At 66.4% G+C, this 19,833-nt stretch carries 20 protein-coding genes; 11 read left to right on the plus strand and 9 right to left on the minus strand.

Features of this window, described 5'->3' with window-relative positions; genetic code table 11:
* Positions 1-63 precede the first annotated feature (63 nt).
* Complete coding sequence (gene mutS / locus Q0R16_RS12580) at positions 64-2,640, plus strand: DNA mismatch repair protein MutS (RefSeq protein ID WP_295636580.1); 2,577 nt, start codon at positions 64-66, stop codon at positions 2,638-2,640.
* Here mutS and Q0R16_RS12585 read toward each other — a convergent pair.
* Both Q0R16_RS12585 and Q0R16_RS12590 read right to left on the minus strand, forming a co-directional pair.
* Complete coding sequence (locus Q0R16_RS12585) at positions 2,637-3,281, minus strand: DUF2185 domain-containing protein (RefSeq protein ID WP_295636441.1); 645 nt, start codon at positions 3,279-3,281, stop codon at positions 2,637-2,639. The two genes, mutS and Q0R16_RS12585, sit on opposite strands and share 4 nt — an antisense overlap.
* Positions 3,278-4,546, minus strand: coding sequence for a nucleoside transporter C-terminal domain-containing protein (locus tag Q0R16_RS12590; protein WP_295636445.1), 1,269 nt, complete (start codon positions 4,544-4,546; stop codon positions 3,278-3,280). Before Q0R16_RS12590 ends, Q0R16_RS12585 begins: the two co-directional genes overlap by 4 nt.
* 97 nt (positions 4,547-4,643) lie before the next feature.
* On the opposite strand from Q0R16_RS12590, the gene Q0R16_RS12595 reads away from it, so the two are divergent.
* From Q0R16_RS12595 to Q0R16_RS12640, 10 genes are all read left to right on the plus strand, one after another.
* Entirely contained in the window at positions 4,644-5,324 is a 681-nt protein-coding gene (locus Q0R16_RS12595; protein ID WP_295636448.1) for a queuosine precursor transporter, read from the plus strand.
* Positions 5,325-5,369: 45 nt separating this feature from the next.
* The gene (gene argB, locus Q0R16_RS12600; protein ID WP_295636451.1) at positions 5,370-6,320 is read left to right on the plus strand and encodes an acetylglutamate kinase; all 951 of its coding nucleotides are present in this window, start codon (positions 5,370-5,372) and stop codon (positions 6,318-6,320) included.
* Positions 6,310-6,873, plus strand: coding sequence for a hypothetical protein (locus Q0R16_RS12605; protein ID WP_295636454.1), 564 nt, complete (start codon positions 6,310-6,312; stop codon positions 6,871-6,873). The genes argB and Q0R16_RS12605 overlap by 11 nt, the downstream gene beginning before the upstream one ends.
* 127 nt (positions 6,874-7,000) lie before the next feature.
* The gene (locus Q0R16_RS12610; RefSeq protein ID WP_295636457.1) at positions 7,001-7,294 is read left to right on the plus strand and encodes a YggT family protein; all 294 of its coding nucleotides are present in this window, start codon (positions 7,001-7,003) and stop codon (positions 7,292-7,294) included.
* Complete coding sequence (gene folD / locus Q0R16_RS12615) at positions 7,291-8,205, plus strand: bifunctional methylenetetrahydrofolate dehydrogenase/methenyltetrahydrofolate cyclohydrolase FolD (RefSeq protein ID WP_295636461.1); 915 nt, start codon at positions 7,291-7,293, stop codon at positions 8,203-8,205. Before Q0R16_RS12610 ends, folD begins: the two co-directional genes overlap by 4 nt.
* Positions 8,206-8,249: 44 nt before the next feature.
* On the plus strand, positions 8,250-8,951 hold the full coding sequence (locus Q0R16_RS12620) for a hypothetical protein (protein ID WP_295636463.1): 702 nt from the start codon (positions 8,250-8,252) through the stop codon (positions 8,949-8,951).
* A 31-nt stretch (positions 8,952-8,982) separates the two neighbouring features.
* Positions 8,983-9,612, plus strand: coding sequence for a MarC family protein (locus Q0R16_RS12625; RefSeq protein ID WP_295636466.1), 630 nt, complete (start codon positions 8,983-8,985; stop codon positions 9,610-9,612).
* A gap of 7 nt (positions 9,613-9,619) precedes the next feature.
* Positions 9,620-10,315 carry a methyltransferase domain-containing protein gene (locus Q0R16_RS12630; RefSeq protein ID WP_295636469.1) on the plus strand — a complete coding sequence of 232 codons (696 nt, stop codon included), beginning with the start codon at positions 9,620-9,622 and terminating at the stop codon, positions 10,313-10,315.
* A gap of 68 nt (positions 10,316-10,383) precedes the next feature.
* Entirely contained in the window at positions 10,384-11,466 is a 1,083-nt protein-coding gene (locus tag Q0R16_RS12635) for a type III polyketide synthase (RefSeq protein ID WP_295636472.1), read from the plus strand.
* Positions 11,463-12,548 carry an FAD-dependent monooxygenase gene (locus tag Q0R16_RS12640; protein WP_295636475.1) on the plus strand — a complete coding sequence of 362 codons (1,086 nt, stop codon included), beginning with the start codon at positions 11,463-11,465 and terminating at the stop codon, positions 12,546-12,548. The genes Q0R16_RS12635 and Q0R16_RS12640 overlap by 4 nt, the downstream gene beginning before the upstream one ends.
* Positions 12,549-12,554: 6 nt before the next feature.
* Here Q0R16_RS12640 and Q0R16_RS12645 read toward each other — a convergent pair whose 3' ends face one another.
* The 7 genes from Q0R16_RS12645 to tsaD form a co-directional block, all read right to left on the minus strand.
* Positions 12,555-12,776 (minus strand): type II toxin-antitoxin system HicB family antitoxin, encoded by a 222-nt coding sequence (locus Q0R16_RS12645; protein ID WP_295636478.1) that lies wholly within the window; start codon positions 12,774-12,776, stop codon positions 12,555-12,557.
* Positions 12,776-13,030, minus strand: coding sequence for a type II toxin-antitoxin system HicA family toxin (locus Q0R16_RS12650; RefSeq protein ID WP_295636480.1), 255 nt, complete (start codon positions 13,028-13,030; stop codon positions 12,776-12,778). The genes Q0R16_RS12645 and Q0R16_RS12650 overlap by 1 nt, the downstream gene beginning before the upstream one ends.
* A gap of 403 nt (positions 13,031-13,433) precedes the next feature.
* A complete protein-coding gene (uvrB, locus tag Q0R16_RS12655; protein WP_295636483.1) occupies positions 13,434-15,620 on the minus strand; it encodes an excinuclease ABC subunit UvrB in 2,187 nt (728 codons plus the stop codon).
* A 160-nt stretch (positions 15,621-15,780) separates the two neighbouring features.
* Positions 15,781-16,098 carry a DUF2251 domain-containing protein gene (locus Q0R16_RS12660; RefSeq protein WP_295636486.1) on the minus strand — a complete coding sequence of 106 codons (318 nt, stop codon included), beginning with the start codon at positions 16,096-16,098 and terminating at the stop codon, positions 15,781-15,783.
* A gap of 116 nt (positions 16,099-16,214) precedes the next feature.
* Positions 16,215-17,747, minus strand: coding sequence for an oligosaccharide flippase family protein (locus Q0R16_RS12665; RefSeq protein WP_295636488.1), 1,533 nt, complete (start codon positions 17,745-17,747; stop codon positions 16,215-16,217).
* Positions 17,748-17,755: 8 nt separating this feature from the next.
* The gene (locus Q0R16_RS12670) at positions 17,756-18,742 is read right to left on the minus strand and encodes an NAD(P)H-dependent glycerol-3-phosphate dehydrogenase (protein WP_295636491.1); all 987 of its coding nucleotides are present in this window, start codon (positions 18,740-18,742) and stop codon (positions 17,756-17,758) included.
* Positions 18,742-19,791, minus strand: coding sequence for a tRNA (adenosine(37)-N6)-threonylcarbamoyltransferase complex transferase subunit TsaD (gene tsaD, locus Q0R16_RS12675; protein WP_295636583.1), 1,050 nt, complete (start codon positions 19,789-19,791; stop codon positions 18,742-18,744). The genes Q0R16_RS12670 and tsaD overlap by 1 nt, the downstream gene beginning before the upstream one ends.
* Positions 19,792-19,833 lie beyond the last annotated feature (42 nt).

Raw genomic sequence — 19,833 nt, forward strand, 5'->3', positions numbered from 1 at the left:
TCTAGCCCCGAGCTGGTGACGCCCACTGAATCGCCCCCAGAATCCGCCAATGCCGCAAGTCCGATGATGGCGCAATATCTTGCGCTCAAGGCGCAGGCCCAGGACTGCCTGCTGTTCTATCGGATGGGCGACTTTTTCGAGCTGTTCTTCGACGATGCGCGCACCGCATCGCAAGTGCTCGACATCGCGCTGACCAGCCGCGGTGCGCACGGTGGCGCGCCGATCCCGATGTGCGGCGTGCCGGTTCACGCGGCCGAGGGCTACCTTGCGCGGTTGATCCGTGCCGGGTGCCGGGTGGCCATCGCCGAGCAGGTCGAGAGCCCCGCGCAGGCGAAACAGCGCGGCGGATCGAAGGCGCTGGTGGCGCGCGACATCGTGCGGTTCGTGACCGCCGGCACACTGACCGAGGAAGCCTTGCTGGAGCCGCGCCGCGCCAATGTGCTGGCGGCGGTGTGCGTGGTGCGCGGCGCGATCGGGCTGGCGGCGTGCGACATCTCCACCGGGCGGATGGAGCTCGAGGAATGCGCTCCCGATGACCTGGCCGCCGCGCTGGCCCGGCTGGCGCCTAGCGAACTGGTCGCGCCCGAAGGCTGGGCCGAAGCACCCACGCACACAGTGGCGCGGCCGACGCACGCCTTCGCCAGCGATGAGGGCGAGGCGCGGTTGAAAGCCATCCACGGCGTCGCCACGCTCGACGGGTTCGGCAGGTTCACCCGCTCGATGCTGGGCGCGGCGGGCGGGCTGGTGGCCTATCTCGACCATGTCGGGCGCGGCGCGCTTCCGCTGCTGCTGCCCCCGGTCGCGCGCGAGGCGGGAGGGCACATGGCGATGGACGAAAGCACCCGCGCCAGCCTGGAAATCCTGGTCTCCACCACCGGACAGCGCGCGGGTTCGCTGCTCGATGCGATCGATCGCTGCGTGACGGGAGCGGGCGCGCGGGCGCTGGCTGATGATCTTTCGGCGCCACTGACCGATGCCGGGGCGATTCGCCAGCGGCTCGAAGCGGTAAGCTGGCTGCACGACGATCCGCTGCTGCGCGGCGATCTGCGCGGTGGCTTGCGTGCTTTGCCAGACATCGGCCGCGCGCTCGGCCGGGTAGTTGCTGGGCGCGGCAGTCCGCGCGATCTGGGCCAGTTGCGCGACGGGCTTGATGGCGCACGGCGGATCGGGGCGATCCTGTCGGGGCGGGCTGACCGACCGGCGCTGATCGCCGGTCAATCACACGCGCTGGGCGGCCACGGCGCGCTGATCGACCTGTACGCACGCGCGCTCATCGCCACCCCGCCGACCGAGCGCGGCCAGGGCGGCTTCATCGCCGAGGGCTACGACGCCGCGCTCGACGAACTGCGCCGCGCCTCGGGCAATTCGCGCCGCGCCATCGCCGCGCTGGAGGCGAAATACCGCGACGAAACCGGCGTGCCCGCGCTGAAAGTGCGTCACAACGGCGTGCTCGGCTACTTCATCGAAGTCCCCGCGCGCCACGCCGACAAGCTCATGGCCTCGGAGTCCGGCTTCACCCACCGCCAGACGATGGCCGGCGCGGTGCGGTTCAATGCCTTGGCGCTCCACGAGGAGGCCAGCCGCATCGCCGAATCGGGCGGCCATGCGCTCGCGGCTGAGGAAGCGCACTTCGAGGAACTGGTCGCCGAAGCGGTCAAGGCGCGCGAGGCAATCGCCGCGACCGCCGCCGCGCTCGCCCGACTCGATGTTTGCGCCGGGCAAGCCGAGCGCGCGGCGGAAGGCCGCTGGGCGCTGCCGCAGATCGAGGACAGCGGGGCGCTCGCCATCGAAGGTGGCCGCCACCCGGTGGTTGAGGCCGCATTGGCCAAACAGGGCGACCGCTTCGTCGCCAACGATTGCGCGCTGTCCGGTACCGATCGGCTGTGGCTGGTCGGCGGCCCCAACATGGGCGGAAAATCGACCTTCCTGCGCCAGAACGCGCTGATCGTGCTGCTTGCCCAAGCCGGCGGGTTCGTGCCCGCGACATCGGCGCGGATTGGCCTCGTCGACCGCCTGTTCAGCCGCGTCGGCGCCGCCGACAACCTCGCGCGCGGGCGATCGACCTTCATGGTCGAGATGGTCGAAACCGCCGCGATCCTGGCGCAAGCCACCGAGCGCAGCTTCGTAATCCTCGATGAAGTCGGCCGCGGCACCTCGACTTACGACGGCCTCGCGCTCGCCTGGGCGGTCGCCGAGGCGGTGCACGAGGTCAATCGCTGCCGCTGCCTGTTCGCCACGCACTACCACGAGTTGTCACGCCTCGCCGAAACCTGCGACGCGCTCAGCCTCCACCACGTCCGCGCGCGCGAATGGAAGGGCGATCTCGTGCTCCTCCACGAACTGGCCGAGGGGCCGGCGGATCGCAGCTATGGGCTGGCGGTGGCGAGGCTGGCGGGCGTGCCGGCGCCGGTGTTGCGCCGCGCCAAGGCGGTGCTCGACAAGCTGGAAAAAGGCCGTGCTGCGACCGGCGGCCTGGCGGCGGGACTGGACGACCTGCCGTTGTTTGCCGCCGCCTTGCAGGCCGAAGAGGCGAAACGTGATCCGTTGCGCGAGCGGCTGGGCGCGCTCGACCTGGACTCGCTCAGCCCGAGGGAGGCTTTGGACGCGCTTTATGAATTGAAACGCGAGGCGGATGGCTAATCGACGGGAAAGTATTCGCCGGTTTGGAAATTGCGCTCAAAGGCAGACCCAACTTCGGCATCCAGCAGCGCGAGAAAGCTGTCATCGCGGTTCAGCACCGCTCCCAAAGCCAAATAGCTGATTTTGCGATCATCAAGCTGTGGCGCACTGGCATGGTCAAATTGACCCCGAATTCGCCAACCGCTGTCGGGATATGTTTCCCCTTCTTCGAGCGGCTCCGGTTCCTCCCGATAGAGGTATTGAACGGGCACGCCGTCGTCGATGACGCAGCTGTCCACCATGCACCGTTCCCAATAGCCTTTTTCTTCTTCGACCAACGGATGCGCGTTCGGGTTCGCCCAAAGAATACTCAGGATCTTTTCGATGCCGAATTTGACAGGAAGTCCGAGCACCAAACCCTTTTCGAACGGCTCATTGTCAAGAATGCCCGCGAATGACAGGCCGGTCCTGCTGGTGACCCGCACCCACATGCGCTCTCCACCGTATTCCTCGGTCTGCCATTCGTACTCGAAGCCGAGTTTGACGAGATCGCCAACGTCGACCTGAACGCGCTCTTCGCGGAGCGGTATGAAGAACGTGTACGGCGATTCGGCAGCCGCCTCGTCGGCGTCGCGCAAATGGAAGGGAAACGCTTCGCTCACAAGCTCAAAAACAACCCCGCCAGCGCCGCGCTCATCAGGTTGCTCAAGGACCCAGCGGCCAAAGCCTTCATCCCTAGCCGTGCGATCACCGGCCGCTGGTTTGGCGCCAATCCGCCGGTCACCGCCATCTGGATCGCAATCGACGAGAAATTGGCGAAGCCACACAGTGCGAACGTGACCAGCGCCACGGTCTGCTGCGACAGCGCGGTGTCCTTGCCCAGTTCGATGAACGCCACGAATTCGTTGAGCACCAGCTTGGTGCCGAACAGGCCGCCGGCGGCGAGCGATTCGGTCCAGTTCGGCGCGCCGAGCAGGTAGAAGATCGGCGCGAAGACGTAGCCGACGACTTGCTGGAACGACAGCCCGTGCAAGCCCACCAGCCCGCCCAGCCAGCCGAAGATCCCGTTCGCCAGCGCCACCAGCGCCACGAACGCCAGCACCATCGCGCCGACCGCGACCGCCAGCTTGACGCCGGTCTGCGCGCCCTGGCTGGCGGCCATGATCAGGTTGGCGGGGCGTTCCTCGTCCTCGACCGTTGCTGAAGGATGTAGCGAGGCTGGATCGTGCGGGTTGGTCAGCGCATCGCCTGCCGCTCCCACCGGCGCGGGCGGTTCGTCTGGCATGACCAGCTTGGCCATCAGGATACCGCCCGGCGCCGACATGAACGCGGCGGCCACCAGGTAATCGATGCGCACGCCCATGCTGGCGTAGGCTGCCAGAATCGTACCTGCGACGCCTGCCATGCCGACTGTCATCACCGTGAACAGTTGCGACGGGCTCAGCGCGGCGAGATAAGGCCGGATCACCAGCGGCGCCTCGCTCTGCCCGACAAAGATGTTCGACGCGGCGCAGAGCGATTCGATCTTGCTGATTCCGGTGATTTTCTCCAGCCCCCCGCCGATCCAGCGGATCACCAGTTGCATGATCCCCACGTAATACAGGATCGAGATCAGAGCCGCGAAAAAGATGATCACCGGCAGCGCCGAGATGGCAAAGCTATGCCCGCCGATCTCGGGCGCGGCGAGCGGGCCGAACAGGAAGTCCACGCCGGCATGCGCATAGCCGAGCAAGCCCTCGACGCCGCGAGCCGCGCCCTCGAGCATCGACTTGCCCAGCGGCACGTAGAGCACAAGTGCGGCGAACGCGGCTTGCAATGCAAAGGCACTGCCCACCACGCGCAAACGGATTGCACGGCGGTTGGACGAAAGCAGGACGGCGAGCCCCAGGATGATCGCCATGCCGGCAAGGCTGGTCAGGATGCGCATCCGGGAACTTGGCTCCGATTTGACGGGATCGTGGAGAAGATCCGCATGGTCCTAATGGCGATTTGGCGCGTGGTCAAAAGCGGGCTAACGATTGGCGATGAACGACGCCAGCCTCCCGTCCCCCGTCATCCCCCGCCAAATGCCACAGTCGCTTTTCGCGTTTTCGCTGTTGTACGGCGGGCTGTGCGTGCTTGCGGGCGTGCTGGGCACCAAGCTTGCTTCGCTGGGGCACTGGCCGCTGTTGGGCGATCTTGCGGTCGAATCGGGGATTTTCGCGTTCCTGCTGCTGGTGGTGATGGCCAGCGCGGTGTCTGAACTGTTCGGCAGCGATGTCGCCAACCGGCTGGTGCGGTTCGGGTTCGTGCCGCTGATCGTGTCGATGGTGCTGTTGACCTTCGTCATCAACGTCGTGCCCCCCGCGCCGTTCTGGAAGGACCAGGACGCGTTTGCCCGCCTGCTCGGCCAGGGCGCCCGGATGCAGTTCGCGGGGCTGATTTCCTACGGCACCTCGCAGACGCTCAACGTCTATCTGTTCTCGCGCATCGCCGGGGGCCAGGGCAAGTTCCTGATCCTGCGCGCGTGGATCGCCTCGATGCTGAGCCAGGTGATCGATACCGTGCTGTTCATCACGATCTCGTTTTACGGCCAGGACCTGCCGATCGGATCGATCATGGAGGGGCAGATCATCTCGAAGCTGCTGCTCTCGACGATCATGGTGCCGCCGGGAATCTGGCTGTTTGTGAAGCTGGGGCGCTATCTCGACCGCAGGCCAGCCTGACGCTCGCCACTTCACAATCCCCGCCAACCGCGTAAAGGCGCGGCGATGACGACCGAAAAACTCCACGCCGCCCCGCCCAGCGCGGCCGCGCTCGATCCCGCGATGCTCGCCAAGGCCGAGACGTTGACCGAGGCGCTGCCCTACCTGCAACGCTATGCCGGGCGCACGTTCGTGGTCAAATACGGCGGCCACGCGATGGGCGATCCCGAACTCGCGCGCAATTTCGCTGAGGACGTGGTGCTGCTGAAAGCGGTCGGCATCAACCCGGTGGTGGTCCACGGCGGCGGCCCGCAGATCGGCGCGATGCTAAAGAAGCTGGGCGTCGAATCGCACTTTATCGACGGCTTGCGCGTGACCGACAAGGCCACCGCCGAGATCGCCGAGATGGTCCTGTCGGGTGCGATCAACAAGGAACTGGTCGGCTGGATCGCTGCGGCGGGCGGCAAGGCGCTGGGCATTTCGGGCAAGGATGCGGGTCTGGTCACCGCCACCAAGGTCGAACGCACGGTCAAGGACCCCGATAGCCACATCGAAAGCGTGATCGACCTGGGCTTCGTGGGCGAACCGTCACACGTCGATCCGATGATCCTCCACACCGCCAGCGATGCCGGGCTGATCCCGGTGATCGCCCCGATCGGCGCGGGGACAGACGGGCACACCTACAACATCAACGCCGATACGATGGCGGGCGCGATCGCTGCTTCGCTGAAAGCCGCGCGGCTGTTCCTGCTGACCGACGTGGCGGGCGTGCTCGACAAGGACAAGCGGCTGCTGACCGACTTGCGCCCCAGCGACATCGCGCGGTTGCAGGCCGACGGCACGATCCAGGGGGGGATGATCCCCAAGCTGGAGACGTGCGTCGCGGCGGTAGAGGCCGGGTGCGAGGCGGCGGTGGTGCTCGACGGCCGGGTGCCGCACGCGATGCTGCTCGAGATCTTCACCTCGCAAGGCGCTGGCACGCTGATCCGGGCGGAGGATGCTTCGGGTGCGCGCTGATCGGGCTACGCTCGCCCTGGCGCTGTTCGCGCTGGCCGGATGCCAGGCGTCCGCGCCAGCCGACGCGCCCACATCGCGCGCGGCGCAGGACCCGATCGCCAGCGAATCGACCTTCACCGAACCTTCGTCCACACCCAAGCCGCCCAAGCCCGCACCCAGTGCCGAGCCGGTCCCGGTCGCCTTGCCCGCGCCCGCGCCCGATGCGATGCAATCGCGCAACCCCGCCGAAGTGCTCGCCGCCTGGGGCCACGCGGTCGAGGCGCGCGACTGGGCCAAAGTGCGCGGCTTCTGGGGCGAACACGGCACGGTGAGCGGGCTTTCGCCGCAAGCCTTCGCCAAGCGCTGGTCCGTGCTGAAACAGTCGCGCGTCACCATCGACATCGGCCTTGGCGATGCCGGCGCCGGATCGCTGTTCTACACCGCGCCGGTCACGATCACCGACGGCGCCCGCCGCATCGCCGGGCAGGTGTCGATGCGCCGGGTCAACGACGTCGATGGGGCCAGCGCGGAACAGTTGCGCTGGCATATCGAGAAATCGTCGGTCACGCCCTGAACCTCCTGCACGCCCCGCCGATCGACCAACCGCAAACGCCAGCCGTCAACCGCGCCTTGGGGTGATTTCGCGTTCAGGCAAAATGCTCTAGAGCGCCAACTTCGCATCGTGTGCGCAAGGGACCACCATGATCAACCAGGTACTTATTCCGATTCTCGTGCTGCTCGCCAACGTGATTTCCACGGTGGTGCTGGTCAGCTTCGTGCTGGGGCTGCTGGTGGCGTTCAACGTGGTGAGCATGAACAACCGTCTCGTGTCGTCGCTGATGCAGGCGCTCGACGCCATCCTTACCCCGATCCTGCGCCCGGTGCGCCGGTTCATGCCGCCCACAGGTGGCATCGATTTCTCGCCGATCGTGCTGCTGGTCATGATCAAGATCGTGCTGATCATCCTGTCGTACCTGGGAACGCAATTCGAATGAGCGATGCCTTCCCTGCAAGCACCGCAGCGCTGATCGACGGCAAGGCCTTCGCCGCCGGCCTGCGCGCGAAAGTGGCCATCCACGCCGCCGCGTTCGAAGCGCAGTCGGGCCGCAAGGCCGGCCTGGCGGTGGTGCTGGTCGGCGAAGACCCCGCCAGCCAGGTCTATGTCCGCTCCAAGGGCAAGGCCACGGTCGAATGCGGCATGGCCAGCTTCGAACACAGGTTGCCCGCCGACACCACGCAGGCGGACCTGATCGCGCTGGTCGATCAATTGAATGCCGATGGCGCGGTCGATGGCATTCTCGTCCAGTTGCCGCTGCCGGGGCACCTCGACGAGCAGGCGGTGGTCGAACGGATCAGCCCGACCAAGGATGTCGACGGGCTCACCCCGGTCAGCACCGGCCGGCTTGCGTTGGGTTTGCCCGGGCTGGTGCCATGCACGCCGCTGGGCTCGCTGATGCTGCTGAAAGACCGGCTCGGTTCGCTTTCGGGCCTCAACGCGGTGGTGATCGGGCGTTCGATCCTGGTCGGCAAGCCGATGGCGCAATTGCTGCTGGGCGAAAGCTGCACCGTGACGATCGCGCACAGCCGCACGAAGGACCTCCCCCAAGTGGTGCGCCGCGCCGATATCGTGGTGGCCGCGGTGGGCCGGCCCGAGATGGTCAAGGCCGATTGGATCAAGCCCGGCGCGACCGTGATCGACGTCGGCATCAACCGCCTTCCGCCGACCGAGACGTCGCCCAAGGGCAAACTGGTCGGGGACGTTGATTTCGCCGGCGTGCGCGAGGTGGCGGGCGCCATTACTCCGGTTCCGGGTGGAGTCGGCCCGATGACGATCGCGGTGCTGTTGCGCAATGCGCTGGTGGCGGCCTACCGCAATGCGGGGTTGGACGCGCCTTCCGAACTTTAGCGCCGGGGTGGCGCCACGCGCGTGCCGGCCCTATGCTCACCCGCATGAACCGGATCGCGCTCACCGTAACCCTGCTCGCCCTCTCGACCGCCGCCGTCGCCGCGCCGCGCCAGACCTTGCGCCCCACCGCCAACCCCGGCGGGGTGATCGCGGCCGAGATCGGCTTTGCCGCGCTGGCGCAGGAAAAGGGCCAGTGGACCGCGTTTCGCACCACCGCTGCCAAGGGCGCCAAGATGTTCGCGCCCGGGCCGGTGCTGGTTGCCGAGTACCTCAAGAACCGCAAGGATCCGCCGGTCGCGGTCAAGTGGCAGCCGCACAAAGTGTGGTCGAGCTGCGACGGATCGATCGCGGTCACGCGCGGGGCGTGGCAAAGGCCTGACTCTGTGGGCTATTTCATCACCGTGTGGCAGCGCCAGAAGGACGGCGGCTACAGATGGGTGCTCGACCAGGGCGATGCGCTGACGCAGCCGCTGGCCGAGCCCGACGCGATCGACGGCGTAGTGGCGGATTGCCCCGCGCCCGGACATCGCGGCGACCACAAGGATGACCTGCGCGATGCCAAGGGCAAGCCGCTGACCGGCCCGCAGGCGTTTGCAGACCCGCTGAGCGCTACTTCGAATGACCGGTCGCTCGCCTGGACCACCACGATCGATACCGCCGGCGCGCGCGATTTCACGCTGCACTTGCGCAAGGACGGCGCGATGCGCGATGTGCTCCACGCCAGCGTCATGCCCAAAGCCCGCTGAACTTCACCTCATCCAGATTGCGACCAAGCCCTTGTACGATCTTTTCATTTCCGCCTTCGTCACGCTGTTCCTGGTGATCGATCCGCCCGGCTGCGCGCCGATCTATGCCGGGCTGGTCGCGGGCGCGAGCACCGCGCAGGCGCGCGCGATGGCGATCCGCGCCACGGTGATCGCCGGGTTGATCCTGGTGGCTTTCGCGCTGTTCGGGCAGGCGCTGCTGGGCGCGATGCACATCGGGCTCGACGCGTTTCGCATCGCCGGCGGGATCATGCTGTTCCTGATCGCGCTCGACATGGTTTTCGAAAAACGCACCCAGCGCCGCGAGCAGCGCGCCGAGAAGGTCAAGGCTGCGCACACGGAAGGCCCGCCGATCGACGACGTTTCGGTGTTCCCGATGGCAATGCCGATGATCGCCGGGCCGGGCTCGATCGCCACGGTCATGCTGTTGATGAGCCGCAGCACCGGGCCCGAAGCAATGGGCGTGATCCTGGCGGCGCTGTTTGCGGTGATGGTGCTGACGCTGCTGGCGCTGCTGGCGGCGCGCTCGCTGATGCGGCTGGTCGGCGCGCAAGGCGAAGCGGTGTTGACCCGGCTGCTGGGCGTGCTGCTGGCGGCGCTGGCCGCGCAATACGTGATCGACGGTTTGAAGAACGTGCTGTGAGCGCGCGATGAGTTCACTGGCGAACCGCACCATCGCTGATGAGCAGATGGATGCGGAGGATATCGATCCGGCAGTGTACGCGGCGGTGCTGCGCGATCTGGCGAAGATCAACCGCTGGACTTTCACCGCCTGGCCCACGCTGGCCTTCCTCGATCGCGCGATCGGGACGCGCCGCGCGTTCAGCCTGCTCGACGTGGGGTTCGGACAGGGCGACATGCTGCGGGCAATCGCCCACTGGGCCGGCAAGCGCGGGATCGCTGCGCGGCTGGTGGGCGTCGATCTCAACCCGCTGAGTGCCGAAGTGGCGCTCGCTGCTGTGCCGCATGATCCGGCCATCGAATACCGCACCGGCGACTATCTCGACCAACCCGAAGCGTTCGATTTCATCATCAGCAGCCAGGTCGCGCACCACATGGCCGACGCGCAGCTCGACCAGTTCCTGCGCCATATGGACGCCGAAGCGCGCGCCGGCTGGCTGGTCAGCGACCTCCACCGCCACCGCTTTGCGCACGGCGGCTACCCGCTGCTGGCGCGCGTGCTAGGCGTCCACCGCATCGTGCGCGAAGACGGCACGCTGTCGATCGCACGATCATACCGCCCGCGCGAATGGCCCGCCATCCTGGCGCGCGCGGGGATCGATCCGGAGACTGTCGCGATCGCGCGGCGCTTCCCCTTCCGGCTGACGGTCGAACGCGTGCGCTGAACCCTTCGGGGCATCTGGCGCGTTGAGCCGCCACGGTCCATACAGGTTGCAATAAGGATAACGATTTGATGCCATCGGGCACGGCCTCACACCACGCGCATATCCATGCGATCGGCACTGCCGTGCCCGATCACGATATCCATGGGCCGTACATCGCATGGGCGCAGCAGCGGCTGGCCGATCCGCGCGAGATCGCACTGTTCAAGCGCATGGCCGGCCGCGCCGGAATCGGACACCGCTGGTCGGTCCTGCCGCGCTCACCCGATGGCGGATCGCCGGTCGATGCGGGCGGGTTTTATCACGGCAACATCGCACCCAGCACTGCCCGCCGCATGGAGCTTTACGCCGCCACCGCGCCCAATCTGGCGATTGCCGCGATCCGCGACCTGGAGCGCCAGGTGTCGATCGAGGGCGTCACGCACCTCGTGCTCGCCAGTTGCACCGGCTTTGTTGCGCCGGGGGTGGACCAGATCGTGATCCGCAAGCTGGGGCTCGATCCGCATATCGAACGCACGCTGGTGGGCTTCATGGGTTGCTACGCCGCCGTAGCCGCGATGCGGGTGGCGCATCACATCGCGCGCTCCGAGCCGGCGGCGCGGGTGCTGGTGGTGTGTGTCGAGCTGTCATCGCTGCATCTGGGTGCGTGCGGCACGATGGAGGAACTGCTGGCGGCCTTGCTGTTCGGCGATGGCGCCGCGGCGGCGCTGGTTTCGTCGGAACCATCGGGCTTGAGGATCGATCGCCTGTTCACCGCCGCACTGCCCGACAGCGACGCGCTGATCCAGTGGAACATCGGCGATACCGGGTTCGAAATGGTGCTTTCGGGGGAAGTTCCGGGCCGGATCAACACCGCGCTGCACGATCCGGGATTGCGGCTCGATATTCTGGGCGGACAGCGAGCGAGTGAGATCGACTACGCGGTCCACGCCGGCGGACGCTCGATCCTGGATGCGGTAGAGCACGGGCTAGGCCTCGATCCGGAGGCGCTCACCGATTCGCGCGCCGTGCTGGCGGCCAACGGCAACATGAGTTCGGCCACGCTGCTGTTCGTGCTCGCGCGATTGATGGCGAAAGACGGAAACCCCAACGGCGTGGCGATGGCGTTCGGGCCGGGGCTTGCCGCCGAAGGCTTCGCGTTTTCACGAACATGAGCAGCGCCCGCCCTCTCGTGATCGGTGGCGGCCCGGCGGGTGCGGCGGCGGCGATCCGGCTGGCGATGGCGGGCACCCCCGCGCTGCTGGTCGAGCGCAACCGCACGATCGGCGATGCCTTGTGCGGCGGGTTCCTGAGCTGGCGCACGCTCGACCGGCTACGCGCGCTGGGGGTCGATCCCGATGCGATCGGCGGGCACCGCGTGACGCGGCTTGCGTTGATCGACGGCACGCGCGAGACGGTTCGTGCGCTGCCCTACCCCGCGCTCGGCCTCTCGCGCTACGCGATGGACACTGCGCTGATCGAGCGGGCAATCGCGCTCGGCACCGAAGTGCGCCACGCTACCGTCAGGATGGATGGCGCCGAAGCGTTCGACGAAAGCGGCGTGGCAATCCCCGCCTCGGCGGTGTTCCTCGCCAGCGGCAAGCATGAAACGCGCGGCGCCAGCCGTCCGCGCGATGCGGCCGGGCCCGATCCGTTCGTGGGCATCCGGCTGCGCTTGGCGGCTACCCCCGCCCTCGCCCGCGCGCTCGACGAGCGGATCGAAATGCACATGTTCGAAGGCGGCTATTGCGGCGTGGTGCTGCAGGACGGCGCCAGCGCCAACTTGTGCATGGCGGTGCGCAAGAGCCGCCTCGCCCGCGCCGGTGGCAAGCCCGCCGGTTTGTTTGCAGAACTTTTCGCCACGCACCCGATCTTGCGCGAACGACTTGCGGAAATGCCCGACGACGCCGCATTCGACGCCATCGGCCACGTCCCCTACGGCTGGCGCGCGCGCGAAACGCTGCCGGGCCTGTTCCGCCTGGGCGACCAGGCCGGCTGCATCCCCTCATTCGCCGGCGAAGGCATCGGCATCGCACTGGCCAGCGCAGAGGCAGCGGTGGACGCTTGGGTGAAAGGCGGCGCAGAGGCCGCGCCCGAATACCAGCGGCGGTTTGGTGCGCACATTGCCGGGCCGGTGCGGACGGCTGGGCTGGTTACGAAGCTGTCGGTCCGTCCGAGCGGAGCCAGCGTCTTGGCCCGGCTAGCCGCCATCCCCGGCGCGACCGGGTTGGCGGGGCGGCTGACGCGGGTGAGTTAGCCGCGTTCAGGCGGCAGCGTAGATAGCCGGACGGTAGCGCGGCTCGGGTATCGGCAGGCTACGCTCGATCGCAGTTTCGATCCACAATTCGATAGCGACTTGCGCTTCGGCAATGGCCTCTTCGGGCGTTTCGCCATGCGCCGAGCATGGCTTGAGATCGGGCACATCCGCGATCCAGCAATCGTCGTCAGCGGCCCAGAAGACGTTGATATGGTAGCGGTGCTGCATCACTTGTCCAACTTGAGACCATTCGCCTCGACAATACCAAGAAACTCGCGGACCTGATAGCGCTTTGCGTCCTTGCCTTTGGGCTGGAGGACCAGAAGCGCATCGCATTGCGGGTGCGCGTAGGACCGATGGCTGCCCTTGGAGCGAATATGCGTGAAACCGAACGCTTCGATCATTGCGATGAAATCGCGAAAATCGATCGAACGATCGGTCGATTGCAGGAGCAGGGTGTAGAGTTTGGCGGGCTTGGTCATGGGCTTGATCCCCTTCGGCCACACTACAGGTATCAACCACACATCTCTGTCAAACTGCTTTTCCCGGACTCTGCAATCACCAAGAACTATCGGCCAAAGAGTCTTTCAAAGATCCATTTTCGATCCCTTGTTCCCCACCGGCGATTTGCTGACTGAGCCCACTCCTCTGGTCGGCCACCCTGATGGAATTGACAGTCTGAGAAAATCTCAGCCACCAACAACAGGTCATCAAAGCCGAGCCTTGATGATAGTTCACCTCTCGCGATCGCCAAGTCCAAACTTGTGTCAATGAGCCAACAATTTTCTGCAATTTCGCATCGGGCATATTGCGCCAGTGCCTTAGAAAAATGCGAGCGGTCCGTTTCCTCCGGACCCCAGCGGATCACAACAACTAGCACCGCCATCACTTCCCCCACTTCTTCTGGCTCTTGCCATACCTCGTCTTCCGCGTCCCCGGCTTGCCCTCATTGCTCCTCCCCACATTCGGCGCCTTGCTCTGCTCTCCCGCCAAGCCAAGCTCGCCCGCTTCCAGCCGCCGGATTTCATCGCGCAACCGCCCGGCTTCTTCGAACTCGAGGTCCGCCGCCGCCGCGCGCATGCGCTTTTCCAGGTCCTCGACGTAAGCGCGCAAGTTGTGGCCGACGAGATTGTTCACCCCGTCATCCTCGATTTCCACCAGCACGCCGTCGCGGCTGGCGGTGTCGGCGATGATGTCGGCGATGCCGCGCTTGATCGAGGCGGGGGTGATGTCGTGCAAGAGGTTGTAGGCGTGCTGCTTTTCGCGGCGGCGGTCGGTTTCGGCCATCGCGCGCTCCATGCTGCCGGTGATCCGGTCGGCGTAGAGGATCACGCGGCCGTCCACGTTGCGCGCGGCGCGGCCGATGGTCTGGATGAGGCTGGTTTCGCTGCGCAGGAACCCTTCCTTGTCGGCATCGAGGATGCACACGAGGCCGCACTCGGGGATATCCAGCCCCTCGCGCAGCAGGTTGATGCCCACCAGCACATCGTAAACGCCCAGCCGCAGATCGCGGATCAGTTCGATGCGTTCGAGCGTTTCGACGTCGCTGTGCATATAGCGCACGCGCAACCCCGCCTCGTGCATGAACTCGGTCAGATCCTCGGCCATGCGCTTGGTCAGCGTGGTGACGAGCGTGCGATAGCCCACCAGCGCCACCTTGCGGCATTCCTCGATGCAGTCCTGCACCTGGTCTTCCACGGGCCGTATGAACACCGGCGGGTCGATCAGTCCGGTCGGGCGGATCACTTGTTCGGCGAACACCCCGCCCGCTTGCTCCATCTCCCAATTGCCGGGCGTGGCCGAAACCGCCACCGTCTGCGGGCGCATCGCGTCCCATTCGTTGAAGCGCAACGGGCGGTTGTCGATGCAGCTCGGCAGGCGAAAGCCATATTCGGCCAGCGTGATCTTGCGACGGTGATCGCCCTTGGCCATCGCGCCGATCTGCGGCACGGTCTGGTGGCTTTCGTCGATGAACAGCAGCGCGTTGTCGGGCAGGTATTCGAACAGCGTCGGCGGCGGTTCGCCCGGCAGACGGCCCGTCAGGAAGCGCGAATAGTTCTCGATCCCCGCGCAACTGCCGGTGGCGGCGATCATCTCCAGATCGAAATGCGTGCGCTGTTCCAGCCGCTGCGCCTCCAGCAGCTTGCCCTCCTCGTGCAGTTCCTTGAGCCGGTCTTCCAGCTCGAAACGGATCGCATCGGCCGCTTGCTTCATCGTCGGGCCGGGGGTCACGTAATGCGAATTGGCGTAAACGCGCACTTTTTCCAGCGACTGGCCCTTCTTGCCGGTCAGCGGATCGAATTCGTGGATCGCCTCGATCTCGTCGCCGAAGAACGACACGCGCCAGGCCATGTCCTCGTAGTGGCTCGGATAGATTTCGAGATTGTCGCCGCGCACGCGGAACATGCCGCGCGCGAAGGCCACGTCGTTGCGCTTGTATTGCAGCGCCACCAGCTTGCGGATCAACTCGCTCTGATCGACGGTTTCGCCCTTCTTCAGGTCGAACACCATCGCCGAATAGGTCTCGACCGAGCCGATGCCGTAGATGCACGACACCGACGCGACGATGATCACGTCATCGCGTTCCAACAGCGAGCGGGTGGCCGAATGGCGCATCCGATCGATCGCCTCGTTCACCGAGCTTTCCTTCTCGATGTAGGTGTCCGATCGCGGCACGTAGGCTTCGGGCTGGTAATAATCGTAATAGCTGACGAAATATTCGACCGCGTTGTCGGGGAAAAAGCTGCGAAATTCGCCATAAAGCTGCGCCGCGAGCAGCTTGTTGGGCGCCAGGATCAGCGCGGGGCGCTGCAGTTCCTCGATCACCTTGGCCATCGTGTATGTCTTGCCCGACCCGGTCACGCCCAGCAGCACTTGCGTGCGATCATCCTCCCTCGCGGCCGCGACAATGTCCCTGATCGCATCGGGCTGATCCCCCGCCGGCTCGAACTCCGACCGCACCACGAAGCGCTTGCCGCCATCGGGCTTGTCGGGCCGCGCGGGGCGGTGGGGGACGAAAGTGGAGGTGGTATCGGGCTCGGCAAGCCCCCGGCGGATGACGAGTTCGGACATGGCGAAGATATGTGCGTTCCGCTTGCGTTCCGCAACCGGGAGTGGGTGTCATGCTGAACTTGTTTCAGCATCCAGCGTGCCGCCTGCACTGATCGTGGATTGGGAGAGATGGACCCTGAAACAAGTTCAGGGTGACGTTGAGAGATAGGGAAGCTGCCGTTTAGTGGCTTCGAAATAGGTCATCGTCACCGCCATTAGCGTAGCGGGCCTTCAACTCATCTGCTTGGAGATCAAAGATCGCAAGAAGGCGACCGTTTACAAATAATCCGGTAGCCGTACCGGAGGAGTTCCACCTGATTGAAACGGGCACATCAACGGGCATGCTATTGACGATATCGGCTCTGAACGTGCCAACGATCTGATTGCCCTCTCGCTTGTGCAAATCCAGCAAGTAGAAAAAAGCGGTTTCTTCGTCCCTTTCGAAAACGGACCCGAACCGACCCGCTGCTTCAACAGAGCTCTCATAAACGTCGACCATGGCCGAAGTATGCGCGCCTGCCGGGATATCCGCAACGGTGTCACAAGCGCCCATTCGCTGATGCCAACCCCCAATCAAGTGCCGGTAGCCGCGGTCCTTGGACCGCCCAGCCCTACCTACCCCGCCACCACAGCCTCCGCCTTCCTGAACAGCACCCGATCCTCCGGCCCGAAGCCCAGTTTCCAGATCATCGCCATGTAGCACGCCAGCATCGCCGGGATGCCCGCGAGCAATTCGAGCCACTCAGGCAGCCAGTGCGCAGCCCAGCCGATTGCCGCCGTCGGCAGCGCAGCGGCCACCAGCGCCCAGCGCCAGTTGCTCACCTTGCCGCCCAGCAAATAGCGCACCAGCCGCGACTTGACCGCCGAGGCCAGCGCCAGCGTCAGCGCCAGCGCCGCCGCCACCGCCGCCGCCTGGTAGAACGGCAAGTGCGCGGCATCGACCGCCATCCACGGCGGCAGGTCCCAGTCGGGCAGCGAGCGCAGGAACAGGATGAACGCCACCGTCAGCCCAGCCTGCACCACGATCGTGCCCAGGCTGATGATCAGGTTGCGCACCGGCGCGATGTAGATCAGCGCGGCCTCGCTCACCACCGCGGGCGCGGCCATCACTTCGGCCAGCAGCAGGAATGCCGCCGCGCCGGTGCCGCCCACGAAATGCGGGCCGACCAGCCCCATCACCGCCTTGGCCGGAATGCCCAGCGCCAGCGCGATGCCGGCTTGCGCGGCGGTGATCCAGAAGCCCACCTGGCACAATTGCCGCGCGATTGCCGGCAGGTTGTTCTCGGCCAGGTTGCGCGTGATGACAGGCCCCAGGATCGGCTCGAAGCTGCTCTTGAGCTTCTGCGGCAGGCTGGCGATCTGCTGCGCCACATAATAGACGCCCACCGCCTCTGCGGGCGCGAACTGCGCCAGAATCGCGATATCGAGCTTGCGCGTGCCCCATTCGACCGCATCGGCGCCCGCCAGCGGCAGGTTGGCGAGCGTCAGCCGGCCCAAGCCCAGCACATCGGGCCGCCACTGTTTGGGTAGGCCATAGCTTTTCACCAGCGGTACCAGCGCGGTCGCGGTCGCGCCGAAGATCGACAGCATGTAGGCGATCGCCAGCCCATCGGTGGAATTGACGTAGTACAAGGCGCCGGCCGCGATCGACAGCGTCCACGGCTCCACCACCGCGCGCGCGCGCACCGTGGCGCCCACGTCGAAGCGATAGGCCAGCGCTGCCAGCGCGATGTCGCCGATCGCCATCGGCAGGATCGTGATCGGCAGCAGGTGTTCGAGCAGGGTCGATCCGCCATGTGGAAACATCGGCTCGGGGAACAGCCACAGCACGAACGCCAGCACGCCCGCGCCGCTGACCGACAGCAGCAGCGCATCGGCGACGATGTTGGCGCTCGGCCGGGTCCGGCGCGACAATTCCTGCGCCAACCCGCGCTTCAGCCCCAGCGTGGCGAACTGCGCGGCGAATTCGACGACGATGATCGCCGCAGCAAACCGCCCGAGCGCGGCGGCGCCGTAAAGCCGCCCGGCAATGAACAGGAACGGCAACCGCGCGGCCAGGCGCAGCAGGAAGCCGAACACATTGGTTCGTCCGCCACGCGCAAGCGCGGCGATATCGGTCTGTTCATTGGCGGGGGCGATGATCGTCATGGGTGCCGTTACTCTGCGCGCAACGGGCGCGAAAGCAACGCCGTGACCATCTCGCCGGCGGGCATCGTGCCTGCCAGCAGCGCCCGTACCGCATCGACGATCGGCATCGACACGCCGCGCTGGCGGGCGATCTCTGCCAACACCGGCGCGGTGAACGCGCCTTCGGCCACGGTGGTGCGATCGGCCATGACCGAGGCCGCGCTCGCGCCCTCGCCCAGCGCCTTGCCCAGCGAATAGTTGCGGCTGGCGGTGGAGGAGCAGGTCAGCACCAGGTCACCCAGCCCCGAAAGCCCCGCCAAAGTCTCGGGCATCGCGCCAAGCGCCAGCCCGAAGCGCTGCATCTCGGCAAAGCCCCGCCCGATCAGCGCAGCGCGCGCGTTCTGGCCCAGCCGCAGCCCGTCGACCACCCCGCAGGCGATCGCCAGCACGTTCTTGACCGCGCCGCCGATCTCGGTGCCGATCATGTCGTCGGAATAATACGGGCGAAATTGCGGCCGCGCGATGGCGGCTGACAGCCGCTGCCATTGGGCCTCGCCATGTCCGCACGCCAGCGTAACTGCCGTGGGCAATCCCGCCGCGACTTCGTGCGCAAATGTCGGCCCGGACAGCACGGCAAGCTGCGCGGACGGTGCGGCATCACGCGCGACATCGGCCATCAGCCGCCCGGTGCCGGCCTCGATGCCCTTGGCGCATAGCACCAGATCCCCGGCAAAACCGGGCAGCGCGCGCAAGGTTACGCCCAGGTGCTGCGCGGGCGTGACGATCAGCAGGATTGGTAGCGCAGCCAGTTCGGAAAGATCACCGGTTGCGCGGATCGACTGAGACAGCGTTGCGGATGGGAGGAACAGCGGGTTGCGATGCGAGGTGTTGACCGCTTCGACCAGTTCCGTCTCGCGGGCCCACAGCACCACGTCGCGCCCATCCGATGCCAGCATCTGCGCCAGCGCGGTCCCCCACGCTCCAGCGCCCACAACACCAATCGCGGCGCGGCCCATCAACCCTTGACCCCCGCGCCGCGCACCGCTTCGGCGGCGGCGTCGAGCGGCCAGCGCGGGCGAGCGGCCATGTCGAGCGGGTCGATCAGCCCCAGTGCAAGGCGTTCGGCGCCGGCCCAGCCGATCATCGCCGCGTTGTCGGTGCACAGCATGAGCGGCGGCGCCACCAGCCGCAGCCCAGCTTCGTTCGCCGATGTTTCGAGAGCACCGCGCAACGCCTGGTTTGCTGCCACCCCGCCTGCAACCACCAGCGCTGTCATGCCAGAAGTGCGCACAATAGCCCCCCGCAAGCGGTCGATCACGCAGTCGATCGCCGCCTGCTGGAACGCGGCGGCGATGTCCGCATCGCGGTGCACACCCGCCAGCTTGGCGCGCATCACCGCGCTTTTCAGCCCCGCGAAGGAGAAATGCGGTTCGGCCGAGCCCAGCAGCGGTCGCGGCAACGGCACGGCTTTCGCATCACCCTCGCGCGCCAGCCGCTCCACTGCCGGGCCGCCCGGATAGCCCAGGCCCAGGATCTTGGCGGTCTTGTCGAAGGCCTCACCCAGCGCATCGTCGATCGTCGTCGCCAGCCGGCGATATTGGCCGACGCCGCGCACCTCCAGGATCTGGCAATGCCCGCCCGAAACCAGCAGCAGCAGGTACGGATAGTCCAATGTCGGATCGGCCAGCCGCGGCGACAGCGCGTGGCCTTCCAGATGGTTCACCCCGATCAGCGGCTTGCCCGCCGCCATCGCCAGTGCCTTGCCCGTCACCAGCCCGACCATCACCCCGCCGATCAGGCCAGGTCCGGCAGTGGCGGCGATTGCGTCCATCTGGTCCAGCCGCAACCCCGCCTGCGCCAGCACCCGCCCGATCAGCGGACTGAGCACTTCGACATGCGCGCGCGCGGCGATTTCGGGCACCACGCCGCCGTAGGGCCGGTGCGCTTCATCCTGCGAGGCAATGATCTGCGCGACCACACGCGTCGCCAGCGACGCCCCGTCGCTGTCGATCACCGCGGCGGCGGTTTCATCACAGCTCGATTCAATGCCGAGGATCAGCGCCATAATGTCCACATAGTCGGGGGTTTCCCTGAACGACATTGCCGG

Source organism: Novosphingobium sp., assembly GCF_025351285.1.
In the GTDB taxonomy this organism is placed as follows: domain Bacteria; phylum Pseudomonadota; class Alphaproteobacteria; order Sphingomonadales; family Sphingomonadaceae; genus Novosphingobium.

Bases quoted from the DNA above. Each gene is read 5' to 3' on its own strand.
- mutS (WP_295636580.1), top strand. From the start codon at position 64: ATGATGGCGCAATATCTTGCGCTCAAGGCGCAGGCCCAGGACTGCCTG.
- Q0R16_RS12590 (WP_295636445.1), bottom strand. From the start codon at position 4,546: ATGCGCATCCTGACCAGCCTTGCCGGCATGGCGATCATCCTGGGGCTC.
- Q0R16_RS12595 (WP_295636448.1), top strand. From the start codon at position 4,644: ATGAACGACGCCAGCCTCCCGTCCCCCGTCATCCCCCGCCAAATGCCA.
- argB (WP_295636451.1), top strand. From the start codon at position 5,370: ATGACGACCGAAAAACTCCACGCCGCCCCGCCCAGCGCGGCCGCGCTC.
- Q0R16_RS12610 (WP_295636457.1), top strand. From the start codon at position 7,001: ATGATCAACCAGGTACTTATTCCGATTCTCGTGCTGCTCGCCAACGTG.
- folD (WP_295636461.1), top strand. From the start codon at position 7,291: ATGAGCGATGCCTTCCCTGCAAGCACCGCAGCGCTGATCGACGGCAAG.
- Q0R16_RS12620 (WP_295636463.1), top strand. From the start codon at position 8,250: ATGAACCGGATCGCGCTCACCGTAACCCTGCTCGCCCTCTCGACCGCC.
- Q0R16_RS12630 (WP_295636469.1), top strand. From the start codon at position 9,620: ATGAGTTCACTGGCGAACCGCACCATCGCTGATGAGCAGATGGATGCG.
- Q0R16_RS12635 (WP_295636472.1), top strand. From the start codon at position 10,384: ATGCCATCGGGCACGGCCTCACACCACGCGCATATCCATGCGATCGGC.
- Q0R16_RS12640 (WP_295636475.1), top strand. From the start codon at position 11,463: ATGAGCAGCGCCCGCCCTCTCGTGATCGGTGGCGGCCCGGCGGGTGCG.
- Q0R16_RS12645 (WP_295636478.1), bottom strand. From the start codon at position 12,776: ATGCAGCACCGCTACCATATCAACGTCTTCTGGGCCGCTGACGACGAT.
- Q0R16_RS12650 (WP_295636480.1), bottom strand. From the start codon at position 13,030: ATGACCAAGCCCGCCAAACTCTACACCCTGCTCCTGCAATCGACCGAT.
- uvrB (WP_295636483.1), bottom strand. From the start codon at position 15,620: ATGTCCGAACTCGTCATCCGCCGGGGGCTTGCCGAGCCCGATACCACC.
- Q0R16_RS12660 (WP_295636486.1), bottom strand. From the start codon at position 16,098: ATGGTCGACGTTTATGAGAGCTCTGTTGAAGCAGCGGGTCGGTTCGGG.
- Q0R16_RS12665 (WP_295636488.1), bottom strand. From the start codon at position 17,747: ATGACGATCATCGCCCCCGCCAATGAACAGACCGATATCGCCGCGCTT.
- Q0R16_RS12670 (WP_295636491.1), bottom strand. From the start codon at position 18,742: ATGGGCCGCGCCGCGATTGGTGTTGTGGGCGCTGGAGCGTGGGGGACC.
- tsaD (WP_295636583.1), bottom strand. From the start codon at position 19,791: ATGGCGCTGATCCTCGGCATTGAATCGAGCTGTGATGAAACCGCCGCC.